The following is a 23,503-nucleotide window of genomic DNA, read 5'->3' on the forward strand; positions in this document are numbered from 1 at the left end:
GCTCCCACATTGGTATTGCGTGAGGCTTGAATCAGCTCTCGACTACCGCCCTGCGCTCTCGGTTGACCAGCAAGCGTTCCGACGTCTCCAGTTGCATGCAACGCTCCAGAAACAGATACATGTAGTCATAGCTCTTGCAGACGGCCTGACGCAACTCGGCCTGCAAGGCCTTGCTCGGGCTCATCCCGGCCAGGGTGCAGATGATTTCCAGCGCCTCCCACGGATGGGCATCGTCGTACTGGGCATGCATCTTCAACCACTTCATCGCGCGCTTGCGATCCTCTTCGGGAAACGCTGCGGCATACACGCCGGAGGAGCAGACCAGCGCCGACCACTCCCCGGTCGCGCCTTCGATGGCATAGTTGGTGGCCGCGATGGCCACAATCAACGAATCGGCTGAGCTGGTGTGCCAGCACCAATGACTCAAGGCATGCAGTTCGGGCGGCACATGTTGGGCCTGAAGGTCTTCCAGACTGACGCCATGTGCACGACTCCAGTGCACCCAATAATCCGCATGATTGAGTTCAACGCGGATATTGCGCATCAGCCAGCGCCGCGCCATGTCTTCGCCCGGATGCCGGGCAAACCTGGTTTTGGTGAGATTCTGCGCCATGTACAGCGCAAACTGCTCAACCACCGGCCAGCCCCCGATCAGGTACTGACGCATGGTTCTGGCGCTGAGCTTGTTATCACGCATGCGCAGGTAAAGTTCATGCTCGACAACCCGGCGCTTGCTCTCGCTGCAATCCGCAATGAGCTGTTGTGCCCAGGCAGGATAACTTGCAGCTTCCATGAGTGGTCCGGTTCGGTTGAATGTGTCGATCACTGTTCGGCTCCTTTTGATTTGTGATTGTAAGGATCGGCGAGAGACTTCAACGGAACGTGCCAGGCGCTTTGAATAACAGCGGTTGCGGTCTGGCGGGCCGACTTTGCAAACTGTCGCAGGTAAACAACTGTGGGCGTTCTATAACATAACCCTGAGCGTAATCCACACCAATTTCAAGCAGGGCCTGCTCGATCTGRGTTGTTTCAACAAACTCGGCAATTGTCTTTTTACCCATGACATGCCCGATGTGATTGATCACTTCGACCATTGCGCGGTTAATCGGGTCGTCCAGCATATCCTTTACGAAACTCCCGTCGATCTTCAGGAAGTCTACAGGCAAATGTTTCAGATAAGCGAATGAAGACATTCCGGCGCAAAAATCATCTAACGAAAAATAGCAACCTAAGCCTTTGAGTTCATTAATAAATCTTATTGCACTACCCAGATTTGAAATTGCACTGGTTTCTGTAATTTCAAAACAAATCATTTCAGGCGGTATTGCATAGTTAACAAACTGTTCCCGCAGAAAGTGCAAAAACGCGTCATCTCCTATAGTAATGCCTGACAGATTAATCGCACACATTGCTAAAGGTTGTTGATGTTCTTGGGCAATACATTGAGCAATAACCTTAAATACATTCTGAACTACCCAACGATCCAGTTGACTCATCAAACCATAGCGCTCGGCGGCGGGAATGAAACTGTCCGGCAGAATCATCCGCCCGGCTTCATCGTGCAGACGCAGCAGAATCTCGATATGCCCACCGTTGTTGTCACCCGACTTGAGCGGAGCGATTTCCTGGGCGTACAGACAAAAACGGTTTTCTTCCAGGGCCATGTGCAAGCGTTGCACCCAAGCCATCTCACCAAAGCGCAGGGACAGTTCGGAATCGTCAGCGTGATAAACCTGCACGCGGTTGCGGCCCTTTTCCTTGGCCATGTAACAGGCCATATCTGCGGCACGCAATGAGGCTTCGAGGGTCGTCGGGATTTGTGCGATATGCACCAGGCCAATGCTCACGGTGGTCAGGAACGGCCGCCCCTTCCAGACAAAGTGCAGATTCTGCACAGTCTGACGCAGCGCCTCGGCAATCTTTTCCGCCGCGTCCGGCGCGCAGTTCTCCAGCAAAATGCCGAACTCATCACCACCCAGTCGCGCCAGCGTATCGCCCTCGCGCAGTCCGGACTGCAGCAGCGTACATATGTGCCGCAACAACTCATCGCCGGCGGCATGGCCGCAGGTGTCGTTGACCAGTTTGAATTGATCAAGATCGAGGAACATCAGCGCATGCCGCCCGGTATGGCGGGTGAGATTGTGCAGCGCCTGCTCCAGGCGATATTCGAACTCGCGACGGTTAGCCAGCCCGGTCAGCGCGTCATGGGTGGCCTGCCACGACAGATTGGCGATGTATTGCCGTTCCTGGGTCATGTCGTGCAACACCAGCACCGTGCCACTGACCTTTCCGGCATTACGGATCGGCGCGCCGACCAGGGTCACCGACAATGTCGTGCCATCAAGGCGCTGGATCAGCTTCGAGTGTTCGCTGCCGCCACTGAGCTTGCCGCTGAGAATGTGCTCGATCAGGGTCAGCCCTTCGGACTGGGCGTTGTCGTCGAGCAGATTGAACAATGCCGCCAGCGGCAAACCCGCCGCCTGTTCGGCTTTCCAGTGGGTCATGGCTTCAGCGGCCGGGTTCATGTAATCGATAGCGCCGCTGACGTCGGTGGTAATGACGCCATCACCGATCGAATGCAAGGTAACGTGCGCCCGATCCTTCTCCAGTTGCAGCGCCTCGGCAAAGGCATGGCGCTGTTTGAGCAACTTGTGCGTGCGCCACAGGGCCAACACGATCAGCCCCAGCGCCGTGGCGAGATTGGTCAACAGCAGCAGCCGCAGGATCATCCGCGAGCCTTCGCCCAAGGCATCACTGAAGGCTTTCGCGGCCGGGGTCACGCCATCGTTGATGGCAAAAATGCGTGCCTTCCAACCCTGGATATCGGCGCTGCTGGCGGTGTTTTGCGAAATGCTGCGGTGCATCTCCTGCGCCACGTCATCCAGCTCGACCAGATAGGCGTCACCGACCGTCCAGCGGTCAATTGCGGTTTCCAGATAACTGAAATGGCGGAAGTTGAGGTACAGCCAGATCAGGCTGGAAACATCGTCCGGGTGGTTGCCACCCTTGAGAATGCCTTCGCGCGCCGCGGCCAGATCCGGCGGTTGATGATCCAGCGCCAGGCGCAACTGATGCCCGCCTTGCGGCACAGCGATCGCAGTGCGGTACTTGAGGAAAATCGCCTCGTCACGGCTGTCGGCGTAGAGATTGAGATAGTAAATCGCGTCTTTCTGGCCCTTGGACCAGAGGCTTTCACCAGCGACGTAACCGCGAACCGCCGAGAGCACGTAAAGACTCACGCCGCCCAATAACGCTTGAAACAACACGACGGCAATAAATGGCCAGACGATGCCCAACAACCGTGGCGTTCCGAGAGTCCGCTTTTGCTTCATGAGATCCCTTGCGCAAGCACTGCCAGATGAACACCGGAAAATCCCGCTCCTGACAGCTCAGCCTAGGCTAATTTTCGCCAAGTCAAAGGGACAGCTCTGCCGTCCTCTAGGTCGATTGTGCAAATGGCGGGACTGTACGGGCGTTCCGAGTGATTTTACTTAATGCAATTCAAGCACTAAGCACAGAAACCGGCACGAAACTCAAGGGCGCTGGATCTGCTGCAGATGACCATAGAGCTTGGCATACAGACCACCATCGGCAATCAACTGCTGATGATCGCCATCTTCAGCGACCTGACCGCCATCGAACACCAGCACGCGATCAGCCTGTTTCACCGCCGACAGTCGGTGGGCAATGATCAGCGTGGTGCGGCCATTGAGGAAGCGCGCCATGGCCTGATGCAGGTTGTACTCGGTGGCGGCGTCGAGGGCCGAGGTGGCTTCGTCGAGGATCACGACTTTCGGTTCGGCGAGGATCATCCGCGCGATGGCCAGACGTTGCCGCTGCCCGCCGGACAGGCGCACGCCGGAGCGGCCGACGATACTGTCCAGCCCATTGGGCAAGGCGCGGATGGTCGCTTCGAGCTGAGCGATTTCCAGCGCCTGCCAGCACGCCTCGTCACTGCGGGTGCGGCCCATGGTCAGGTTGGCGCGCACGGTGTCGTTGAACAGCGCCGGGTGCTGCAACACCACCGCGACGTTTTCGCGAACCGTGTCCAGACCGATTTCCTGCTGGGTCGAACCGCCGAAGCGGATGGTGCCGGACAGTGGCGTATAGAGCCCGAGCAGCAATTGCACGAGGGTACTTTTGCCGCCGCCACTTGCGCCGACAATCGCGACTTTTTCACCGGGAGCAATCGACAGATTCAGCTGATCCAGCACCAGGTCATCGCCGTAGCCGAAGCTCAGGCCCTGTACCTGAATACCTACGGTGTCCCGGCCCTTGAACGGATCGACACCGCCGGGATATTGCGGCTCATCGGCGCGCGCCAGCAGTTCGTTGATCCGCGCCAGCGCCCCGCCCGCCGCGTAATAGGCATATTGCAGATTGAGCAGTTGTTCAACCGGACCGATCATGAACCACAGGTAGCTGAACACCGCGAGCATCTGGCCGATCGACAGGTCGGAGAACAACACCGTGAGCATCGCCGCCGCGCGGAAAATGTCGATGCCGAACTGGAACAACAAACCGCTGGCACGGTTGGAAGCGTCGGTTTTCCACTGCGAGTTGACCGCGTAGTTACGCACTTCCTGCGCGCGCAGACCGAGCCGCCCGAGGAAGAAACCCTGACGGTTGCCGGCACGGATCTCCTGAATCGCATCAAGGGTTTCGCTCAACGCCTGGGTGAAGCGCGAGGTGCTGTCGTTCTCAAGCTTCTTCAGGTGTTTGACGCGTTTGCCCAACTGCACCGTGGCGTAGATCACCAGCGGGTTGAACAGCAGAATCAGCAGCGCCAGTTTCCAGTGCATCCACATCAGGATGCTCGCGGTGCCGACCAGCGTCAGCATCGCCACCAGAAAGCGACTGAGGGTTTCGCCGACGAATTTGTCGAGGGTATCCAGATCGGTGACCAGGTGCGTCGTTACTGTGCCGCTACCGAGGCTTTCGTATTCGCCGAGGGAAATCCGCTTGAGGCGTTCGATCAGACGCACGCGAATACGATAGACGATGTCCTTGGCCAGCCGTGCAAACAGCCGCGACTGCAACACACCAAAGCACAGCGAACTGCAACGCAGGGTAAGGGTCACCAGCAACATCAGGCCGATATAGCCGGCCGCTTGCTGCCACATCGTCGGCAGCACATGGTTCATGACTTTCAGCGCGGCATCGCCATGGCCGAGCAGGACTTCGTCCACCAGCAGCGGCAACAGCAATGGAATCGGCACGCTGCACAGCGTCGCCAGCACAGCCACGCCGTTGGCAATCCATAGGGATTTTTTGTGAGTGAGTGCCAGTCGCCGGACTTCTGCCCAGCTCAGCCGGTCGACACGCTTTACGGCTGGCGTGTCATCGGCCAGGTCAGGCACAGGCGGCGCGCTCCAGCCAGCGGCCGAGCAATGGCGACAGTTCGCTGAGCGGTTGATAGCCATTGGTCAGCAGCGCCAGTTGGCCATTGCGTTCGGCGAGCAGGGTCGGGAAACCGGCGATGCCCAGATCCTGCACCCAACTGAAATCGGCCTGAGTGGCTTTGTGCTGATCGGCATGATCGAACAACGCCGCGAACTCGATGCGCGGCACACCGGCCTTCTCCGCCAAATCGACCAATACACTGGCCTGGGTGACATCGCGGCCTTCAGCGTAAAACGCCTGCTGGATCAGTCCGACCAATGTCCACGCGCAATCCGGCGCCAGACTGCGCGCCGTGACGATCGCGCGGCAGGCAGGCTCGGTGTCGTAGACAAAACCGTCAGGTAACGCACCTTCAAACTTGAACGGTTGACCGGTGGCCTCGGTGACCGCTTGCCAGTGTTCAAGAATGTAGCGACGCGTGGTCGGCTCCAGCGCCGAGCCGCTGCCGGTGCGCAAACCACCGACCACCAGATGCAACTCCACCCCGGCTGCTTGCGCCTGCTCAACCAATGCCTTGGCCACCGGAGCAAAACCCCAGCACCACGAACACATCGGATCCATCACATAGAGCAGGCGCGCAGACATGATTAAGCCTCGGTGGATGCTTGCTTGTAGTTGTAGCCGATCGGGTGCGGCATGTTGCGCGCCTTGGCCAGTTCGATCTGCTTCTGCCGGTCGATGGCGCTGCGGCGGGTTTTCTCGCTCAACGTGTCCCAGCAATGCGGGCAACTGATGCCGGCAACGTAATGCTCGCTGGTGCGATCTTCAACACTGACCGGTGTGCGACAGGCATGACATTGATCGTAGTCGCCTTCGCTGAGGTCGTGACGCACGGTCACGCGGTTGTCGAACACGAAGCAGTCGCCCTGCCACTTGGTTTCTTCCTGCGGCACCTCTTCGAGGTACTTCAGGATGCCACCCTTGAGGTGGTAAACCTCTTCGAAACCCTCGCCGAGCATGTAGCTCGAAGCTTTCTCGCAGCGAATGCCACCGGTGCAGAACATTGCGACCTTCTTGTGCACGGCCGGGTCGAAGTGTTCTTTGATGTAGTCGGGGAATTCGCGAAAACTGGTGGTTTTCGGATCGATGGCGCCTTCGAAAGTGCCGATCGACACTTCGTAATCGTTACGGGTGTCGATCAACAGCACTTCCGGGTCACTGATCAACGCGTTCCAGTCTTGCGGATCAACGTAGGTGCCGACCTTTTTGTTCGGGTCGACGCCTTCGACACCGAGGGTGACGATCTCTTTCTTCAGTTTGACCTTGGTGCGATAGAACGGCTGCTCGTCGCAGTACGACTCTTTGTGATCGATGTCGATCATGCGTGGGTCGTTCTTCAGCCAGGCGAGCAGACCGTCGATGCCTTCGCGAGTGCCGGACACCGTGCCGTTGATGCCTTCTTCGGCGATCAGCAGGGTGCCTTTGATCTGGTTGTCGACCATCGCTTGCAGCAGCGGCTCGCGCAGGTTGACGTAATCTTCGAGGGTGACGAACTTATACAGTGCCGCCACGACAATCGGTTGTGTCATGGGTATTTCTCCAGGTGGCTACCCTCGCAAAGGGTGAACCGGATTCAAAAAAAAACGCGCCGGGTGAGCGGCGCGTTGCGGATTCTAGCAAAAAACCGAAGCTTAATGCTTACTGCCGCCAGCACAGGTCGGCGATGCCGGAGCGGCGCCGATCTCTGCCCATTCCTGCGGGGTGTAGGTGTGCAGCGCCAACGCATGGAACTCGCCCATCAGCTCACCGAGCGTGCCGTAGACTTTCTGGTGGCGCTTGACCCGGTTCAGGCCGTCGAACTGCGCGCTGACCACCACGGCCTTGTAGTGCGTCTGCAACCCGCGACTGTGCATGTGGCTTTCGTCCAGCACTTGCAGGTGCTCAGGCTGAAGCAGGGCCAGCGTCGATTCGATGCGTTGTTGCATGGTCATCACGAACTCCGCTTACTTCTTCTTGGCCGGCGCAGCAGCGCCTTTCGGGTCCAGCTCTTTGGTCATGTCGTCGAGCAGCTTGTTGACGACAGGCACGGCGCTTTCCAGTTTGGCCTGGGTCATCTGGGCCGATTGCTGGGTCAGCTGCGGCATTTTTTCCAGGACTTTCTTGCCCAGTGGCGACTGGTAGAACGCGACCAGGTCTTTCAGCTCGGATTCGCTGAAGTTGCTGGTGTAAAGCTTGACCATGTCAGGCTTGAGCTTGTTCCAGCCGATGGCCTGGTCCAGGGCGGCGTTGGCCTTGGCCTGGTAGGTTTCCAGTACGGCTTTCTTGGCTTCCGGGGCTTTGGTCTGTTCAAAACGCTGAGCGAACATTTGCTGCACTTGCATGTACACCGGAGTGCCCAGCTTGTCAGCGTGCGCCAGGGTCAGGAAAGCTTCAGCACTGGCGTTGTGGCTGGCGGTATCGGCAAGCACCTGGCCGCTGGCGCAAACCAGTGCAACCGCGGTGCAGATGGCACGAAGACGAGTCATCGAGTTTCCTTTTCAGCTAGGCGAGGTAAAACCCCAAGGGCGACCATTCTGCGCCTAAAAAACCTCGTGGCTCAACCCCCGAGCCTTGCCGTGCTTGATTGGCCGGGTTTTACCGGTCAACAATCGGTTCGAGGGAACCACCACGGCCGATGCCGGCCTAAACTGCGCAAACAGACCAACAGGAGTGTGCACGATGAGCCGTATCGAAACCGACAGCCTGGGCCAGATCGAAGTCCCGGACGACGCCTACTGGGGTGCTCAGACGCAACGCTCGCTGATCAACTTCGCCATTGGTCAGGAACGCATGCCGCTGCCGGTACTGCACGCTCTGGCCCTGATCAAGAAAGCCGCTGCACGGGTCAACGACCGTAACGGCGATTTGCCCGCCGACATCGCCCGCCTGATCGAACAGGCTGCCGACGAAGTGCTCGACGGCCAGCACGACGACCAGTTTCCGCTGGTGGTCTGGCAGACCGGCAGCGGCACGCAGAGCAACATGAACGTCAACGAAGTCATCGCCGGGCGCGCCAACGAACTGGCCGGCAACCCGCGCGGCGGCAAGACGCCGGTGCACCCGAACGATCACGTCAACCGCTCGCAAAGCTCCAACGACTGCTTCCCCACCGCCATGAGCATTGCCACCGCCCAGGCCGTGCAGGAACAACTGCTGCCGGCGATCGCCGAGCTGTCCGGTGGTCTCGCCGAACTGGCGGCGCGGCACATGAAACTGGTGAAAACCGGGCGCACGCACATGATGGATGCGACGCCGATCACCTTCGGTCAGGAGTTGTCCGGGTTCATCGCGCAACTGGATTACGCCGAACGCGCAATCCGCGCCGCGCTGCCAGCGGTGTGTGAACTGGCCCAGGGCGGCACCGCGGTCGGCACCGGGCTGAATTCGCCGCATGGTTTTGGTGAGGCGATTGCTGCAGAACTGGCGGCGCTGTCCGGCCTGCCCTTCGTCACCGCGCCGAACAAGTTCGCCGCCCTCGCCGGCCACGAACCGCTGACCAGCCTGTCCGGCGCGCTGAAAACCCTCGCCGTGGCGCTGATGAAAATCGCCAATGACCTGCGCCTGCTCGGCTCCGGTCCCCGCGCAGGTTTTGCCGAAGTGCGGCTGCCGGCAAATGAGCCGGGCAGCTCGATCATGCCGGGCAAGGTCAACCCGACCCAGTGCGAAGCGCTGTCGATGCTCGCCTGTCAGGTGCTAGGCAACGACGTGACCATCGGCATTGCCGCGAGTCAGGGTCACTTGCAGTTGAACGTGTTCAAACCGGTGATCATCCACAACCTGCTGCAATCGATCCGCCTGCTTGCCGATGGTTGCAGCAACTTCCAGCAGCACTGCATTGCCGGGCTGGAGCCGGACGCCGAAGTCATGGCCCGACACCTGGAGCGCGGGCTGATGCTGGTGACGGCACTGAATCCGCACATTGGTTATGACAAATCAGCGGAGATCGCCAAGAAGGCTTACAGCGAAGGGCTGACCTTGCGTGAGGCGGCGTTGGCGTTGGGCTATCTGACGGATGAAGAGTTTGATGCGTGGGTGCGGCCGGAGAATATGATCGAGGCAGGCGCCAAGGGTTAAGTTTTGTAGAGCCTGAAAGTCCGTCTTCGCGAGCAAGCTCGCTCCCACATTTGGGCGCATTTCCAACATGAGAATGCAGTCGAATGTGGGAGCGAGCTTGCTCGCGAATGGGGGCGACGCGGTTTAACTGGCTGCCATCTTCAACCGCCGCGCCTTCAACCCGGCAATCAACGAAGGCCCCAACGCCACCAGCGCCGACCCCAGCACCACCAGCACCGCGCCGCCATAACCCAACCCGTTGATCTGCTCGGCATGCACATAGTCCGGCCAAATTCGCGCAGCGATCGCCACCGCGCCAAACGTCACCAACGGCGTGATCGCCAACGTCGCACTGACCCGCGACGCTTCCCAATGCGCCAGCGCTTCAGCGAACGCGCCATAGGCAATCAACGTGTTCATACAGCACGCCAGCAGCAGCCAGCCCTGCAACGGGCTGAGGTTCAGCGCTTCGAGCGGATGCACCCACGGCGTCAGCAACAGTGCGCAGAACAGATAAATCACCATCATCACCTGCAGCGAATTCCACACCGTCAGTAACTGCTTTTGGCCCAGCGCATAAAAGGTCCACACCATCGACGCCAACAGCACCAGCAACACCCCGGCGGTGTAATCCGACAACGAGCTCAGCAGCTCCGCCAGACGCTGATTGAAAAACAGCACGAAACCGATCAACAGCACCGCCAACCCGATTCCCTGACCAATACTGAAACGCTCCTTGAACACAAACAGACTGGCGATCAACAACATGATCGGGCCCATCTGCACCACCAGTTGCGCGGTGCCGGGGCTGAGCAAATTGAGCCCCATCAGGTACAGCACATAGTTGCCGACCAGCCCGAGCACCGCCATCAGCACCAGCCAACCACCCCTGGGACCCAGCACTTTGCGACTGGGCAGACGTTTCACCGCCGCCAGATAGATGAACAGACAGCCACCGGACACCAACAGACGAAACCAGGTCACCGTGACCGGGTCCATCACCAGCAGCACCTGTTTGAGTTTGATCGGCAGGATGCCCCACAGAAACGCGGTCAGCAGCGCCAGGAACAAGCCGTACACCCAGCGACCCGATGAAATGTGCATGGAAACCCCAAAGCCTGCTGACAAGTGCGCTCATTCTAGGCGCGCCATGAACCGACACACAGGGACAGTTAAGGCCAGGACGCGAATGAAACTGTTCAGGTCGCAGCATTAAATTGACGTCGCGCCGTTGATCGGCTGTACAGGCGCGCCAAATGCTTCAGGCATAAGCTCAATGGATCCCTTTCAGCGCACCAGCCAAGGAGACCGATCATGTTAGCAATGCGCGCGCAGGACAGCGCCCCCGCCACGCACTTTCGCAGTGATCGCTTGTGCCGGGTCAATGGCGAACTGTTTTTCAGCACTCGGGAAAATACCCTTGAGGGGCCGTTCGACAGTCCCGAGAAGGCTGAGCAGGAAATAAAGGCGTATATCGCGCGGATGCAGCTACAGGATTCCAACCGGTAAACCCGGTAGATCCCTTCGCGAGCAAGCTCGCTCCCACATTGGATCTCTGGTGTACACAAAATCAGTGTTCACTGAAGATCTACTGTGGGAGCGAGCTTGCTCGCGAAGAGGGCTGAACAGACAACTAGTGAATTGAGGATTAACGCACCGCCTCAAACAGCCCCGTCGCGCCCATCCCGCCGCCCACGCACATGGTGACGATGCCGTAACGCAGATTACGCCGCTGCAACTCCCGCACCAGATGCCCGACCTGCCGCGACCCGGTCATGCCAAACGGGTGACCAATGGAAATCGAGCCGCCATTGACGTTGTATTTCTGATTATCGATCTCCAGCCGATCCCGGCTGTACAGGCACTGCGAAGCAAACGCCTCGTTCAGTTCCCACAGATCGATATCCGCCACCTGCAAGCCTTTGGCCTTGAGCAGCTTCGGCACCGAGAACACCGGGCCGATACCCATTTCGTCCGGCTCGCAACCGGCCACGGTGAAGCCGCGGAAAAATGCTTTCGGCTTGAGGCCCAACTGCAAGGCTTTCTCCAGGCTCATCACCAGCGTCATCGAGGCACCGTCGGACAGCTGCGAGGAGTTGCCCGCCGTCACCGAACCATCCTCGGCGAACACCGGTTTCAATCCGGCGAGACTTTCATAGGTGGTGTCCGGGCGATTGCAGTCGTCGCGATCAACCACACCGTCGAGAATCTGCACTGCACCGGTGTTTTTGTCCTCGACGCGATACTTCACCGCCATCGGCACGATTTCATCGTTGAACAGTCCCGCAGCCTGCGCCTGAGCGGTGCGGATCTGGCTCTGCAATGAATAGCGATCCTGCGCTTCACGGCTGACGCCATAACGCCGCGCGACCACTTCGGCGGTCTGGCCCATCGTGTAGTAGATGCCCGGCGTTTGCTGCTTGAGCAGCGGGTTGATCAGGTGATCGGTGTTGACGCTTTTCATCGTCAGGCTGATCGACTCGACGCCGCCGGCCACGATGATGTCGCTGCAACCCGAAGCGATCTGGTTGGCAGCAATCGCAATCGCCTGCAAGCCCGATGAACAGAAACGGTTGAGGGTCATGCCGGCGGTGCCGGTGCCCAAACGCGACAGCACCGCGACGTTACGACCGATGTTGTAGCCCTGCGCGCCTTCGTTGGAGCCGGCGCCGACAATGCAGTCCTCGACGCTGGCCGGATCGATGTCGTTGCGCTCAAGCAGCGCGTTGACGCAATGGGCCGCCATGTCATCGGGACGGGTCTGGTTGAACTTGCCGCGAAAGGACTTGGCCAGGCCAGTCCGCACGCTGTCGACGATCACCACTTCACGCATGGCATACCTCATTGTTGTGGTCGGTTGAGAGTGGACCGAGCATAAGTCCACCGCATCAACCACCGCGACAATCATTCACCCCGCGTATGCGCGTCTATCGGCTCAGTCCTTGTGTTTCTTCGCGTGCTTGTCGGATTTCTCGAAGGCCTCTTCCAGTGCACGGTTGATCGTGCGCAACACCTTCACCCGGGCCCAGCGCTTGTCATTGGCCTCGATCAGCGTCCATGGCGAGATCTCCGAGCTGGTGCGGTCGACCATATCGCCGACGGCAGCGCGATAGGCGTCCCACTTGTCGCGGTTGCGCCAGTCGTCTTCGGTGATCTTGAAGCGTTTGAAGGGGATCGCTTCGCGCGCCTGGAAACGCTCCATCTGCGTATCTTTATCAATAGCCAGCCAGAACTTGACGACGATCACTCCGGCGTCGGACAGCTGCTCTTCAAAATCGTTGATTTCGCCGTAGGCACGCAACCAGTCGGCCGGCGTGCAGAAGCCCTCAATCCGCTCTACCAGCACCCGGCCGTACCAGGAGCGGTCGAACACGGTGAACTTGCCGCGCGCCGGAATGTGCCGCCAAAAGCGCCACAAGTACGGCTGAGCGCGCTCCTCCTCAGTCGGTGCGGCGATCGGCACGATGTTGTATTGCCGTGGATCAAGCGCCGCCGCGACCCGACGGATCGCCCCGCCCTTGCCGGCGGCATCGTTGCCCTCGAACACCGCCACCAGCGCGTGGCGGCGCATGCGTTTGTCGCGCATCAGCCCAGACAAGCGCGCCTGCTCGGTGATCAGTTGTTCCTCGTAGTCTTTCTTCTCCAGACGCTGGGTCAGGTCGAGGCTGTCGAGCAGGTTCAACTGATCGACCGGCGTGCCCAACGGCGCGGCGCTGACATCGTGCGGATGCACGTCCGGGCGCTTCAGCGCATTTTGCAAACCTTCGAGGAGAATCTTGCCGACCGCCAGGCTCCGATAGTTGGCGTCGGCGCCTTCGATCACGTGCCACGGCGCGTAATCACGGCTGGTACGGCGCAGCACGCGCTCGCCGTATTTGACGAACTTGTCGTAGGTTTCCGATTGCTGCCAGTCCAGCGGGCTGATGCGCCAGCTGTGCAGCGGATCATCGGCCAATGCTTTGAGCCGGGCCTTCATCTGTTTCTTGGACAGGTGAAACCAGAACTTGAAGATCAGCGCGCCTTCATCGCAGAGCATCTTTTCCAGACGCTCGGCGCCGGCGATCGCCTGATCCAGACGCGGATCCTTGAACAAGCCATGCACCCGCCCCTGCAGCATCTGGCTGTACCAGTTGCCGAAAAAGATGCCCATGCGCCCCTTGGCCGGGAGCATTCGCCAGTAGCGCCATGCCGGAGGCCGCGACAACTCTTCATCGGTCTGCTGATCGAACGTGCGCACTTCGATCAGGCGCGGGTCCATCCACTCGTTGAGCAACTTGACCGTCTCGCCCTTGCCCGCGCCTTCAATGCCGTTGATCAGGATGATCACCGGAAAACGCTTCTGCTGCTGCAGTTCGAACTGAGCTTCGAGCAAGGCTTCACGCAATGCCGGGACGGCCGCATCAAAGGTGTCTTTGTCGATGGCGTGACCGATTTCAGCGGATTCAAACATGGGACGGCTCCTTCCAGGATTCAGCAAGACTAGCGGATTGGGCACAGCAGCGGCGCAGAAATTCCCACGGCTGGCGGATTGTCCGTGAGTCAACGGGCGCAAGCCTTGCCATGGATCAAGCAGCCCCTGCGCGATCGGCTAGAATGGCCGCCTTGTCGTTGCCGAGCCTGCCATGAAACCTGTATTGCCCCACGCCCAACTCGATTGGGATGACCACGGACGCCCGCGTTCGCGGGTATTCGATGACGTGTACTTTTCCGACCAGTCAGGGCTGGAAGAAACCCGTTACGTGTTCCTCGAACAGAACCGCCTGGCCGAGCGTTTTGCCGCGCTGCCGGCGGGTGGGCGACTGGTCATCGGCGAAACCGGGTTTGGCACCGGGCTGAATTTTCTTTGCGCCTGGCAGTTGTTCGAGCAGCACGCCATGGCGGGTGCGCGCCTGCATTTCGTCAGCGTCGAAAAATACCCGCTAAGCCCTGCCGACCTGAAACGTGCGCTTGCCCTATGGCCGGAACTCAAGCCACTGGCCGATCAGTTACTACGGCATTACGTGGCGATCCATGCCGGCTTTCAGCGCATCACCCTGGCCCACGGCCGCGTGACGCTGACGCTGTTGATCGGCGATGCCCTGGAACAACTGCCGCAACTCGACGCGCAGATTGATGCGTGGTTTCTCGACGGTTTCGCCCCGGCGAAAAACCCCGACATGTGGACTGCCGAACTGTTTGTCGAGCTGGCGCGACTGGCAGCGCCCGGCTCAACCATCAGCACCTTCACCAGTACCGGTTGGGTCCGCCGTTTGCTCAACGCCGCCGGGTTCAAAATGAAGCGCACGCCGGGCATCGGTCACAAGTGGGAAATCCTCCGTGGCGAGTTTCTCGGCTGGCCGGCGGAAGTGACGCCGCCGACACCGGAAAAACCCTGGTTCGCTCGTCCTGCACCGATCGCGGCTGAACGTCGAGCGCTGGTGATTGGCGCCGGTCTCGCCGGCTGCGCCACGGCGTCCAGCCTGGCCGCACGTGGCTGGCAGGTGACGTTGCTCGAACGCCATGCGGCGGTGGCGCAAGAAGCCTCGGGCAATCCGCAGGGCGTGCTGTACCTGAAATTGTCCGCCCACGGCACGGCACTGTCGCAACTGATCGTCAGCGGTTTCGGTTACACCCGACGCCTGCTGGAAACCCTGCAACGCGGCACCGACTGGGACGCTTGCGGCGTGCTGCAACTGGCGTTCAATACCAAGGAAGCCGAGCGTCACGCCCAGTTGGCCGAAGCCTTCCCGGAAGACCTGTTGCAGTGGCTGGATCAGCCCGAGGCGCAGGCCCGTGCCGGGGTCGGTCTGGCCCATGGCGGCTTGTACTATCCCGAAGGCGGTTGGGTGCATCCGCCGGCGTTGTGTCAGGCGCAAGCGGCGCAGGCGAACATCGAACTGCTCAATCATTGCCAAGCACTGCAACTGCGCAGGGTCGATGACCAGTGGCAAGCCCGCGACGGTGACCGCTTGCTCGCCAGCGCGCCGGTCGTGGTGTTGGCCGGTGCCGCCGACATCAAATGTTTTGCGCAGAGCGCCGAGTTACCGCTCAAGCGCATTCGCGGGCAGATCACCCGTCTCGCCGAAACCGCAGAAAGCCAGGCACTGGCCACTGTGGTCTGCGCCGAAGGCTACGTCGCTCCCGCCCGTCTGGGCGAACACACGCTCGGCGCCAGTTTCGACTTCAACAGCGATGACCTGACGCCGACCACCGCCGAACACGTGGGCAATCTGGCGATGCTCGAAGAGATCTCAAGCGATCTGGTTACGCGTCTGCACATCAGTGAACAGCCGGTCGAAAATCTTCAGGGCCGCGCAGCCTTTCGCTGCACCAGCCCTGACTATTTGCCGATTGTCGGCCCCCTCGCCGACCGCGAAGCGTTCCTCGACACCTACTCGGCGCTGAGCAAAGACGCCCGCCAAGTGCCGGACATCGCCTGCCCTTGGCTGGACGGTTTATACGTCAACAGCGGCCACGGCTCTCGCGGGCTGATCACCGCGCCATTGTCCGGCGAACTGCTCGCCGCATGGCTGGACAATGAACCTCTGCCGCTGCCACGCAGTGTCGCCGAAGCCTGTCACCCCAACCGCTTTGCGTTACGTCGGTTGATTCGCGGCAAATGAACTGAAGACCACGGGCCATGACGGTGGCCCACTGGTCTGACGGTGCCTCTTATAACTTATCGTTCTAAAACTCCCACAACCGCACCGGGTCAGTTTCTGAGTACCGGCCATTTCGGCCGCTGAAGAAACACCCTCCCCAACGGAAAAACCGGTAAGGACTATATGTGCGGATTAGCTGGCGAGTTACGTTTTGATCAACAACCTGCAGACCTTGCAGCGATCGAGAGAATTACCCATCACCTGGCCCCTCGCGGCCCCGACGCGTGGGGCTTCCATGCCCAAGGGCCGATTGCCCTGGGTCACCGTCGCCTGAAAATCATGGACCTGTCGGACGGCTCGGCGCAGCCGATGATCGACAGCCAGCTGGGCTTGTCCCTGGCCTTCAACGGCGCGATCTACAACTTCCCGGAATTGCGCGCCGAACTTGAAGCGCTGGGTTACGCGTTCTACTCCGGTGGCGACACCGAAGTGCTGCTCAAGGGCTACCACGCCTGGGGCGAAGCGCTGCTGCCGAAGCTCAATGGCATGTTCGCGTTTGCCATTTGGGAACGCGACGCCAAACGCCTGTTCATCGCCCGCGACCGTCTCGGCGTGAAGCCTTTGTACCTGTCGCGTACTGGCCAGCGTCTGCGCTTTGCCTCGGCGTTGCCAGCGTTGCTCAAGGGCGGCGACATCAACCCGATCCTCGATCCGGTGGCGMTCAATCATTACCTGAACTTCCATGCCGTGGTTCCGGCGCCGCGCACCTTGCTGGCCGGCATTGAAAAACTGCCACCGGCGACCTGGATGCGCGTTGAAGCCGATGGCCGCACCGAACAGAAAACCTGGTGGACGCTGCCTTACGGCCCACACGATGATGAGAAAAATCTGACCCTCGAAGATTGGGTTGATCGCGTCCTCGACAGCACCCGCGAAGCGGTGGCGATTCGTCAACGCGCGGCAGTGGATGTCGGTGTGCTGCTGTCCGGCGGCGTCGATTCGAGCATGCTCGTCGGCCTGTTGCGTGAAGTCGGCGTCGACAACCTTTCGACCTTTTCCATCGGTTTCCAGGATGCCGGCGGCGAACGCGGTGACGAATTCCAGTACTCGGATCTGATCGCCAAACACTACGGCACTCAGCATCATCAACTGCGCATCGACGAGAAAGAGATCATCGAGCAATTGCCCGCCGCGTTCCGCGCGATGAGCGAGCCGATGGTCAGCCATGACTGCATCGCCTTCTATCTGCTGTCGCGCGAAGTGGCCAAGCATTGCAAAGTGGTGCAGAGCGGCCAGGGTGCTGACGAGTTGTTCGCCGGTTATCACTGGTACCCGCAAGTCGACGGCGCGGCCGATCCGTACGCGGCGTATCGCAACGCATTTTTCGACCGCAGCTACGACGACTACGCCGCCACCGTGCAGCCGAAATGGCTGACCGCGAACGATGCTGCCGGCGACTTTGTGAAAGAACATTTCGCCCAGCCCGGCGCCGAGGCGGCGGTGGACAAAGCCCTGCGTCTGGACAGCACGGTGATGCTGGTCGACGACCCGGTTAAACGCGTCGACAACATGACCATGGCTTGGGGTCTGGAGGCGCGTACGCCGTTTCTCGACTATCGGCTGGTGGAACTCTCGGCCCGAGTGCCTGGCCAATTCAAGCTGCCTGACGGCGGTAAACAAGTGCTCAAAGAAGCCGCGCGCCGAGTCATCCCGAGTGAGGTGATCGACCGTAAAAAAGGTTACTTCCCGGTGCCGGGCCTCAAGCACTTGCAGGGCGACACGCTGAACTGGGTGCGCGAGTTGCTGCTCGATCCGAGTCAGGATCGCGGTCTGTTCAATCCGGCCATGCTCGACAAATTGCTGACCGATCCGCAAGGCCAACTGACGCCGTTGCGCGGTTCGAAGTTGTGGCAACTGGCTGCCCTGAACCTGTGGCTCAGTGAACAAGGAATCTGATCGATGAAACCCCACGCCACAGCCATCAACCAACGGCTGCTACGCGGTCAGACGCCGTCCTATGAACGCTTGCAGGCGCGTCTGGCCGAAGACGGCAGCACGTTGGCCGCCGACCCTATCGCCGTCCATTGCGGCTGGGGCCGGTTGCTGATCGGCCACACGTTTCCCGACCCGGCATCGCTGGCACAGGAGCTGCTCAAAGAACAGCCCGGCGAGCGTGATATCGCGTTGTACGTCGCGGCGCCGCAGCAGATCCTCGGCTTGGAACCGACGCAACTGTTTCTCGACCCGTCGGACACCTTGCGCCTGTGGTTCAGCGATTACCGCCAGGCCACCCGTGTGTTTCGCGGCTTTCGTATTCGCCGCGCGCAGAGTGAGGCGGACTGGCAGGCGATCAATCTGTTGTATCAGGCGCGCGGCATGTTGCCGATCGATGCCACGCGGCTCACTCCGCATCATCAGGGCGGCCCGGTGTACTGGCTGGCCGAGGATGAAGACAGCGGCGCGGTGATCGGCAGCGTCATGGGCCTGAACCATCAAAAGGCTTTCAACGACCCGGAAAACGGCAGCAGCCTGTGGTGCTTGGCGGTTGATCCGCAATGCTCGCGGCCGGGTGTTGGTGAAGTGCTGGTGCGGCACCTGATCGAGCACTTCATGAGTCGCGGCTTGAGCTATCTGGATCTGTCGGTTCTGCATGACAACCGGCAGGCGAAAAACCTCTACGCCAAGCTCGGCTTTCGCAATCTGTCGACCTTCGCCATCAAGCGCAAAAACGGCATCAACCAGCCGCTGTTTCTCGGCCCGGGGCCGGAGGCGCAGTTCAACCCGTATGCGCGGATCATCGTTGAAGAAGCTCATCGACGCGGTATCGACGTGCAGGTGGATGACGCCGATGCCGGGCTGTTCACCCTCAGCCACGGCGGGCGTCGCGTACGTTGCCGCGAATCGTTGAGCGACCTGACCAGCGCGATCAGCATGAGCCTGTGCCAAGACAAAAGCCTGACCCACAAAGTGCTCAAAGGCGCCGGACTGAACCTGCCCTCGCAGCAACTGGCCGGTAATGCCGACGACAATCTGGCCTTCCTCGATGAGCATCAACGGGTGGTGGTCAAACCGCTCGACGGTGAACAGGGCCAAGGCGTGGCGGTGGATTTGCAGAGCATCGAAGAGGTGCAGCAAGCCATCGAAGCGGCGAAGCAATTTGACAGCCGCGTGCTGCTCGAAAGCTTCCACGAAGGGCTTGATCTGCGGATTCTGGTGATTGGCTTTGAAGTGGTGGCGGCGGCGATTCGCAAGCCGGCGGAAGTGGTCGGCGATGGCCAGCATTCGGTGGGCGCGTTGATCGAGGCGCAGAGCCGTCGTCGGCAAGCGGCGACCAGTGGCGAAAGCAAGATCCCGCTGGATCACGAAACCCAGCGCACCCTGCATGCGGCCGGTTATGACTACAGCAGCATTCTGCCGGCCGGCGAGCACCTGTTTGTGCGGCGTACGGCGAATCTGCACACCGGCGGCACGCTGGAAGATGTCACCGCAATCCTGCACCCGACGCTGGTCGATGCAGCGGTACGGGCGGCGCGGGCGCTGGACATTCCGATGGTCGGCCTCGACTTGATGGTGCCGGCGGCGGATCAACCCGAGTACGTGTTTATCGAGGCCAACGAACGTGCCGGTCTGGCCAACCATGAGCCGCAGCCGACGGCGGAGCGCTTTGTCGATTTGTTGTTTCCGCACAGTCAGCCGGCTATTTAACCCTTTCCTGATCGTTCCCACGTCGAGGCGTCGAACCGTCTGCGTGGGAACGCCTCACCGGACGCTCTGCGTCCACTCTTGGGACGCAGAGCGTCCCCGGCTGCATTCCCACGCAGAGCGTGGGAACGATCAGCGCTCAACCCATCAGGAGTTTCCATGACCACGCAAATCCCCGAACCGGATCTCAACTACCTGCAAAAAGTCCTGCTGGAAATGCTCGCCATTCCCAGCCCCACCGGGTTTACCGACACCATCGTGCGTTACGTCGCCGAGCGTCTGGAAGAGCTCGGCATTCCCTTTGAAATGACTCGACGCGGTACCATTCGCGCCACGCTCAAAGGCAAGAAGAACAGCCCCGACCGCGCCGTTTCCGCGCACCTGGACACCATCGGCGCCGCCGTTCGTGCGATCAAGGACAACGGCCGCTTGACCCTCGCCCCGGTCGGCTGCTGGTCGAGCCGCTTTGCCGAGGGCAGCCGCGTCAGCCTGTTTACCGACAACGGCGTGATTCGCGGCAGTGTCTTGCCGCTGATGGCGTCCGGGCATGCCTTCAACACTGCCGTCGATGAAATGCCGATCAGTTGGGATCACGTCGAACTGCGTCTGGATGCCTACTGTGCGACCAAGGCTGACTGCGATTCGCTGGGCATCAGCATCGGCGACGTGGTGGCATTCGATCCGCTGCCGGAATTCACCGAAAGCGGTCACATCAGCGCCCGTCACCTCGATGACAAGGCCGGCGTTGCGGCGCTGCTCGCGGCACTCAAAGCCATCGTCGACAGCGGCCAGGAGCTGATGATCGACTGCCACCCGCTGTTCACCATCACCGAGGAAACCGGCAGCGGCGCGGCGGCGGCGCTGCCGTGGGACGTCAGCGAATTCGTCGGCATCGACATCGCGCCGGTCGCTCCCGGCCAGCACTCCAGCGAGCATGCGGTGAGTGTGGCGATGCAGGATTCTGGCGGCCCGTACGATTATCACCTGTCGCGACATTTGCTGCGTCTGGCCGGTGAAAATGAACTGCCGGTGCGCCGCGACCTGTTCCGCTATTACTTCAGCGATGCGCACTCGGCGGTGACCGCCGGCCACGACATCCGCACCGCCCTGCTCGCGTTTGGCTGCGATGCGACCCATGGGTATGAGCGCACGCACATCGACAGTCTGGCGGCGTTGAGTCGTTTGCTGGGCGCTTATATTCTGAGCCCGCCGGTGTTCGCCAGCGATGCGGCGCCAGCGAATGCTTCACTGGATCGCTTCAGTCATCAGATTGAGCATGACACACAGATGGAGAGCGATACGCGAGTACCGTCGGTGGACAGTCTGGTGGGGCAGCGTTCCGACAGTTAAATCTTTGTTGGCAGAACCATCGCCTTCGCGAGCAGGTCGAATCGTCGCACCGTCGCTCCCACATTTGGAATGCGTTCCCCTGTAGGAGTGAGCCTGCTCGCGATGAGGTCGGTACAGGCAACACAAAACTGGCAGGCAAACCGCAATCGCCGTAGCATCCCGCCATTGATTCAGCCGAGGTGCCCATGCTCATTCCCTACGACGCTCTTGAAGTCGACACCCTCACCCGCCTCATCGAGGATTTCGTCACCCGCGACGGCACCGACAACGGTGATGACACGCCGCTGGAAACCCGCGTGCTGCGCGTGCGTCAGGCATTGACCAAAGGCCAGGCGCTGATCGTCTTCGACCCGGAAAGCGAGCAGTGCCAGTTGATGCTCAAGCACGACGTGCCCAAGCACCTGTTCGACTGAAATCCTCAGCGAACTTTCTGCGTGGCTTGCTTGCGCTGAATCCGCTCATAGACCTCCGCGCGGTGCACGTTGACCTTTTGTGGCGCCTCGACGCCAAATCGCACACTGGCACCGTTCACTGACAGAACGCGCAAGGTGATGTCATCACCGATTGAAATCAACTCACCAACGACACGGCTGAGTACAAGCATGAGATTCGTCCTTCAGGGTTAGCGAACCCTGAAGATGCGCGGCTTGCCGCGCCTCTTCAATGCACGGCGAGCAAATCAGTTTTGCCTTACACCCATGCTCGCCCTGAGCTGTCAGACGCTTCCCACAAAAGACCTTCAGGCAGCAGAAAAGCGTGGCCCGAACAGAATCACGCTGGCGCCGATCACGCACAGCGCCACGCCGATCCAGTCCGAACCCAAGGGACGCACGCGCTCGACCACCATCAGCCAGCCAATCGAAGTGACAATGTAGATGCCGCCATAAGCGGCGTAGGCACGACCGGCATAGTTGGCTTCAACACGGGTCAGCAACAGTGCGAACAGGGTCAGGCTGAGCAGCGCAGGAATCACCCACAAGGCACTTTTGCCCTGACGCAGCCACATGAAGAAGGCGAAACAACCGGCGATTTCAAACAGCGCCGCGAGAAAGAACCACAGGTAATTGAGCATTGATGCGTCTCGACAAGGTGACCAGTGCGGCCACCCTAACGACGCTGTCTGCAACGGGCAAGGTCAGCCGTTGTTCTGTTTGGCTTTGGCGCGCATCTTCTCCGCCATTGAAGTCATTTCGTTGTAGAGCAGTTGCGGGTTCTTCTGCTTCAGCGCCCAGGCCATGCGCCCTTGTTCGTGGGGCAGGATCATGAACTCGCCAGCGGCGACTTGCTGATAGATGTAGTCAGCGATATCCGCCGCCGTAATTGGCGAACTTTCCAGCAACTTGCCGACCTGCGCTTTCATCGCCGGGGTCGGCCCACGGAACGAATCGAGCAAGTTGGTCTGGAAGAACGAGGGGCAGACCACGTGCACGCCGACTTCCTGCTGCGCCAGTTCGATCAGCAGACTTTCCGACAGTGCTACCACGCCGGCCTTGGCCACGTTGTAGTTGCTCATCGCCGGGCCTTGCATCAGTGCCGCCATGGAGGCGATGTTGATGATTTTGCCTTTGCTTTGTTCAAGCAGTGGCAGGAACGCCTTGCAGCCCTTGACCACGCCCATCAGGTTGATCGCGATCTGCCAGTCCCAGTCTTCCAGCGACAGTTCGCTGAAAAAGCCACCCGAGGCCACGCCGGCGTTGTTGACGATGATGTCGATGCCGCCGAGCTTTTCTTCACAGGCCTGAGCGAACGCGGTGAGCTGGCTGTAATCACGTACATCGCAGCGCTGGGTAAAACCGTCGCCACCGGCCTCGCGGACCATTTTCAGGGTTTCCTGAAGACCGGGTTCGCTGACGTCGGACAAGGCCAGTTGCCAGCCTTCACGGGCCCAGCGCAGCGCGATTTCGCGACCCAGGCCCGAGCCCGCACCAGTGATCATCATGCGATTTTGCATAGCAGACAGCCTTGTTGTTCCGGGGAAGATGCGCGGAGTGTAGCGAAGGATCGGCGCGCGCCCACGCTCCATCAAGTTGCTGAATGGAGGATCAAAAGATCGCAGCCTTCGGCAGCTCCTACATGGGTTCCTGCAGGCGCTGTCGAGTGAAACGAGGCGGCGAACTTTTCGCTGTAAAGGAAATAAGCGAGCGATCCAAATACATTAAAAAAACATTGAATTTTCTTTCATGCACACCGGTCGGAATTTGTAAGCCGTCTGGAATTACTTAGTCTCCAGTCGCCCTTGAATACCAAGACTTCTCGAACGCTATCAACAAGGAAATCGACATGGGCACAATTCTAATCATTATCCTGATCCTGTTGCTGATCGGTGGTCTGCCGGTCTTCCCGCACTCCAGAAGTTGGGGTTATGGTCCTTCGGGCATTATCGGCGTGGTGTTGGTGGTGCTGTTGGTGCTGCTGTTACTCGGTCGGATATAACG

Annotated in this window: 21 protein-coding genes; 8 read left to right on the plus strand and 13 right to left on the minus strand. The window is 60.0% G+C overall.

Features of this window, described 5'->3' with window-relative positions:
* Positions 1 to 31: 31 nt before the first annotated feature.
* The 7 genes from AC1DVF_RS09240 to AC1DVF_RS09270 all read right to left on the minus strand — a co-directional run bounded on the left by AC1DVF_RS09240 (position 32) and on the right by AC1DVF_RS09270 (position 7,868).
* Positions 32 to 793 (minus strand): TenA family transcriptional regulator, encoded by a 762-nt coding sequence (locus tag AC1DVF_RS09240; RefSeq protein ID WP_477782357.1) that lies wholly within the window; start codon positions 791 to 793, stop codon positions 32 to 34.
* 79 nt (positions 794 to 872) lie between these two features.
* Positions 873 to 3,332: an EAL domain-containing protein gene (locus tag AC1DVF_RS09245; protein ID WP_460129738.1), complete on the minus strand. Its 2,460-nt coding sequence runs from the start codon at positions 3,330 to 3,332 to the stop codon at positions 873 to 875.
* A gap of 201 nt (positions 3,333 to 3,533) precedes the next feature.
* On the minus strand, positions 3,534 to 5,360 hold the full coding sequence (locus AC1DVF_RS09250; protein WP_093435319.1) for an ABC transporter ATP-binding protein: 1,827 nt from the start codon (positions 5,358 to 5,360) through the stop codon (positions 3,534 to 3,536).
* The gene (locus tag AC1DVF_RS09255) at positions 5,353 to 5,955 is read right to left on the minus strand and encodes a DsbA family protein (protein WP_460092255.1); all 603 of its coding nucleotides are present in this window, start codon (positions 5,953 to 5,955) and stop codon (positions 5,353 to 5,355) included. The genes AC1DVF_RS09250 and AC1DVF_RS09255 overlap by 8 nt, the downstream gene beginning before the upstream one ends.
* Before the next feature lie 35 nt (positions 5,956 to 5,990).
* Positions 5,991 to 6,932, minus strand: coding sequence for an oxygen-dependent tRNA uridine(34) hydroxylase TrhO (gene trhO, locus AC1DVF_RS09260; RefSeq protein WP_099756885.1), 942 nt, complete (start codon positions 6,930 to 6,932; stop codon positions 5,991 to 5,993).
* Positions 6,933 to 7,034: 102 nt separating this feature from the next.
* On the minus strand, positions 7,035 to 7,334 hold the full coding sequence (locus AC1DVF_RS09265) for a BolA family protein (protein ID WP_064391455.1): 300 nt from the start codon (positions 7,332 to 7,334) through the stop codon (positions 7,035 to 7,037).
* 12 nt (positions 7,335 to 7,346) lie between these two features.
* The gene (locus tag AC1DVF_RS09270) at positions 7,347 to 7,868 is read right to left on the minus strand and encodes a DUF2059 domain-containing protein (protein WP_034155305.1); all 522 of its coding nucleotides are present in this window, start codon (positions 7,866 to 7,868) and stop codon (positions 7,347 to 7,349) included.
* Between the two features lie 193 nt (positions 7,869 to 8,061).
* On the opposite strand from AC1DVF_RS09270, the gene AC1DVF_RS09275 reads away from it, so the two are divergent.
* Positions 8,062 to 9,456 (plus strand): class II fumarate hydratase, encoded by a 1,395-nt coding sequence (locus AC1DVF_RS09275; RefSeq protein ID WP_007908383.1) that lies wholly within the window; start codon positions 8,062 to 8,064, stop codon positions 9,454 to 9,456.
* A gap of 123 nt (positions 9,457 to 9,579) precedes the next feature.
* Here AC1DVF_RS09275 and AC1DVF_RS09280 read toward each other — a convergent pair whose 3' ends face one another.
* Positions 9,580 to 10,539, minus strand: a complete 960-nt coding sequence (locus tag AC1DVF_RS09280) for a DMT family transporter (RefSeq protein WP_477782358.1) — start codon at positions 10,537 to 10,539, stop codon at positions 9,580 to 9,582.
* Between the two features lie 210 nt (positions 10,540 to 10,749).
* On the opposite strand from AC1DVF_RS09280, the gene AC1DVF_RS09285 reads away from it, so the two are divergent.
* A complete protein-coding gene (locus AC1DVF_RS09285; protein WP_093435328.1) occupies positions 10,750 to 10,944 on the plus strand; it encodes a DUF6316 family protein in 195 nt (64 codons plus the stop codon).
* A 139-nt stretch (positions 10,945 to 11,083) separates the two neighbouring features.
* Here the strand turns inward: AC1DVF_RS09285 and AC1DVF_RS09290 are convergent, their stop codons facing one another.
* Positions 11,084 to 12,268, minus strand: a complete 1,185-nt coding sequence (locus AC1DVF_RS09290; protein WP_427120430.1) for a thiolase family protein — start codon at positions 12,266 to 12,268, stop codon at positions 11,084 to 11,086.
* A 102-nt stretch (positions 12,269 to 12,370) separates the two neighbouring features.
* Complete coding sequence (pap, locus tag AC1DVF_RS09295; RefSeq protein ID WP_095048579.1) at positions 12,371 to 13,885, minus strand: polyphosphate:AMP phosphotransferase; 1,515 nt, start codon at positions 13,883 to 13,885, stop codon at positions 12,371 to 12,373.
* 172 nt (positions 13,886 to 14,057) lie between these two features.
* Here pap and mnmC point away from each other — a divergent pair, with 172 nt between their 5' ends.
* The 5 genes from mnmC (at position 14,058) to AC1DVF_RS09320 (ending at position 21,481) form a co-directional block, all read left to right on the plus strand.
* Positions 14,058 to 16,037 carry a bifunctional tRNA (5-methylaminomethyl-2-thiouridine)(34)-methyltransferase MnmC2/FAD-dependent 5-carboxymethylaminomethyl-2-thiouridine(34) oxidoreductase MnmC1 gene (mnmC, locus tag AC1DVF_RS09300; protein WP_477782359.1) on the plus strand — a complete coding sequence of 660 codons (1,980 nt, stop codon included), beginning with the start codon at positions 14,058 to 14,060 and terminating at the stop codon, positions 16,035 to 16,037.
* A 162-nt stretch (positions 16,038 to 16,199) separates the two neighbouring features.
* Positions 16,200 to 17,972: an N-acetylglutaminylglutamine amidotransferase gene (locus AC1DVF_RS09305; protein WP_477782360.1), complete on the plus strand. Its 1,773-nt coding sequence runs from the start codon at positions 16,200 to 16,202 to the stop codon at positions 17,970 to 17,972.
* A 3-nt stretch (positions 17,973 to 17,975) separates the two neighbouring features.
* The gene (ngg, locus tag AC1DVF_RS09310) at positions 17,976 to 19,721 is read left to right on the plus strand and encodes an N-acetylglutaminylglutamine synthetase (protein WP_460091863.1); all 1,746 of its coding nucleotides are present in this window, start codon (positions 17,976 to 17,978) and stop codon (positions 19,719 to 19,721) included.
* Between the two features lie 156 nt (positions 19,722 to 19,877).
* On the plus strand, positions 19,878 to 21,068 hold the full coding sequence (locus AC1DVF_RS09315; protein ID WP_077574040.1) for an osmoprotectant NAGGN system M42 family peptidase: 1,191 nt from the start codon (positions 19,878 to 19,880) through the stop codon (positions 21,066 to 21,068).
* Positions 21,069 to 21,253: 185 nt separating this feature from the next.
* Complete coding sequence (locus AC1DVF_RS09320) at positions 21,254 to 21,481, plus strand: YheU family protein (RefSeq protein WP_003192759.1); 228 nt, start codon at positions 21,254 to 21,256, stop codon at positions 21,479 to 21,481.
* Between the two features lie 5 nt (positions 21,482 to 21,486).
* Here AC1DVF_RS09320 and csrA read toward each other — a convergent pair whose 3' ends face one another.
* The 3 genes from csrA to AC1DVF_RS09335 all read right to left on the minus strand — a co-directional run bounded on the left by csrA (position 21,487) and on the right by AC1DVF_RS09335 (position 23,019).
* Complete coding sequence (gene csrA, locus AC1DVF_RS09325; protein ID WP_016985988.1) at positions 21,487 to 21,672, minus strand: carbon storage regulator CsrA; 186 nt, start codon at positions 21,670 to 21,672, stop codon at positions 21,487 to 21,489.
* 135 nt (positions 21,673 to 21,807) lie between these two features.
* Complete coding sequence (locus AC1DVF_RS09330) at positions 21,808 to 22,140, minus strand: YnfA family protein (protein ID WP_016985989.1); 333 nt, start codon at positions 22,138 to 22,140, stop codon at positions 21,808 to 21,810.
* A gap of 63 nt (positions 22,141 to 22,203) precedes the next feature.
* Positions 22,204 to 23,019 (minus strand): SDR family oxidoreductase, encoded by an 816-nt coding sequence (locus AC1DVF_RS09335; RefSeq protein ID WP_093435347.1) that lies wholly within the window; start codon positions 23,017 to 23,019, stop codon positions 22,204 to 22,206.
* Positions 23,020 to 23,342: 323 nt separating this feature from the next.
* Here AC1DVF_RS09335 and AC1DVF_RS09340 point away from each other — a divergent pair, with 323 nt between their 5' ends.
* Positions 23,343 to 23,501 carry a DUF3309 family protein gene (locus tag AC1DVF_RS09340; protein WP_169432680.1) on the plus strand — a complete coding sequence of 53 codons (159 nt, stop codon included), beginning with the start codon at positions 23,343 to 23,345 and terminating at the stop codon, positions 23,499 to 23,501.
* Positions 23,502 to 23,503 lie beyond the last annotated feature (2 nt).

The organism is Pseudomonas sp. P4_D7 (assembly GCF_056401755.1).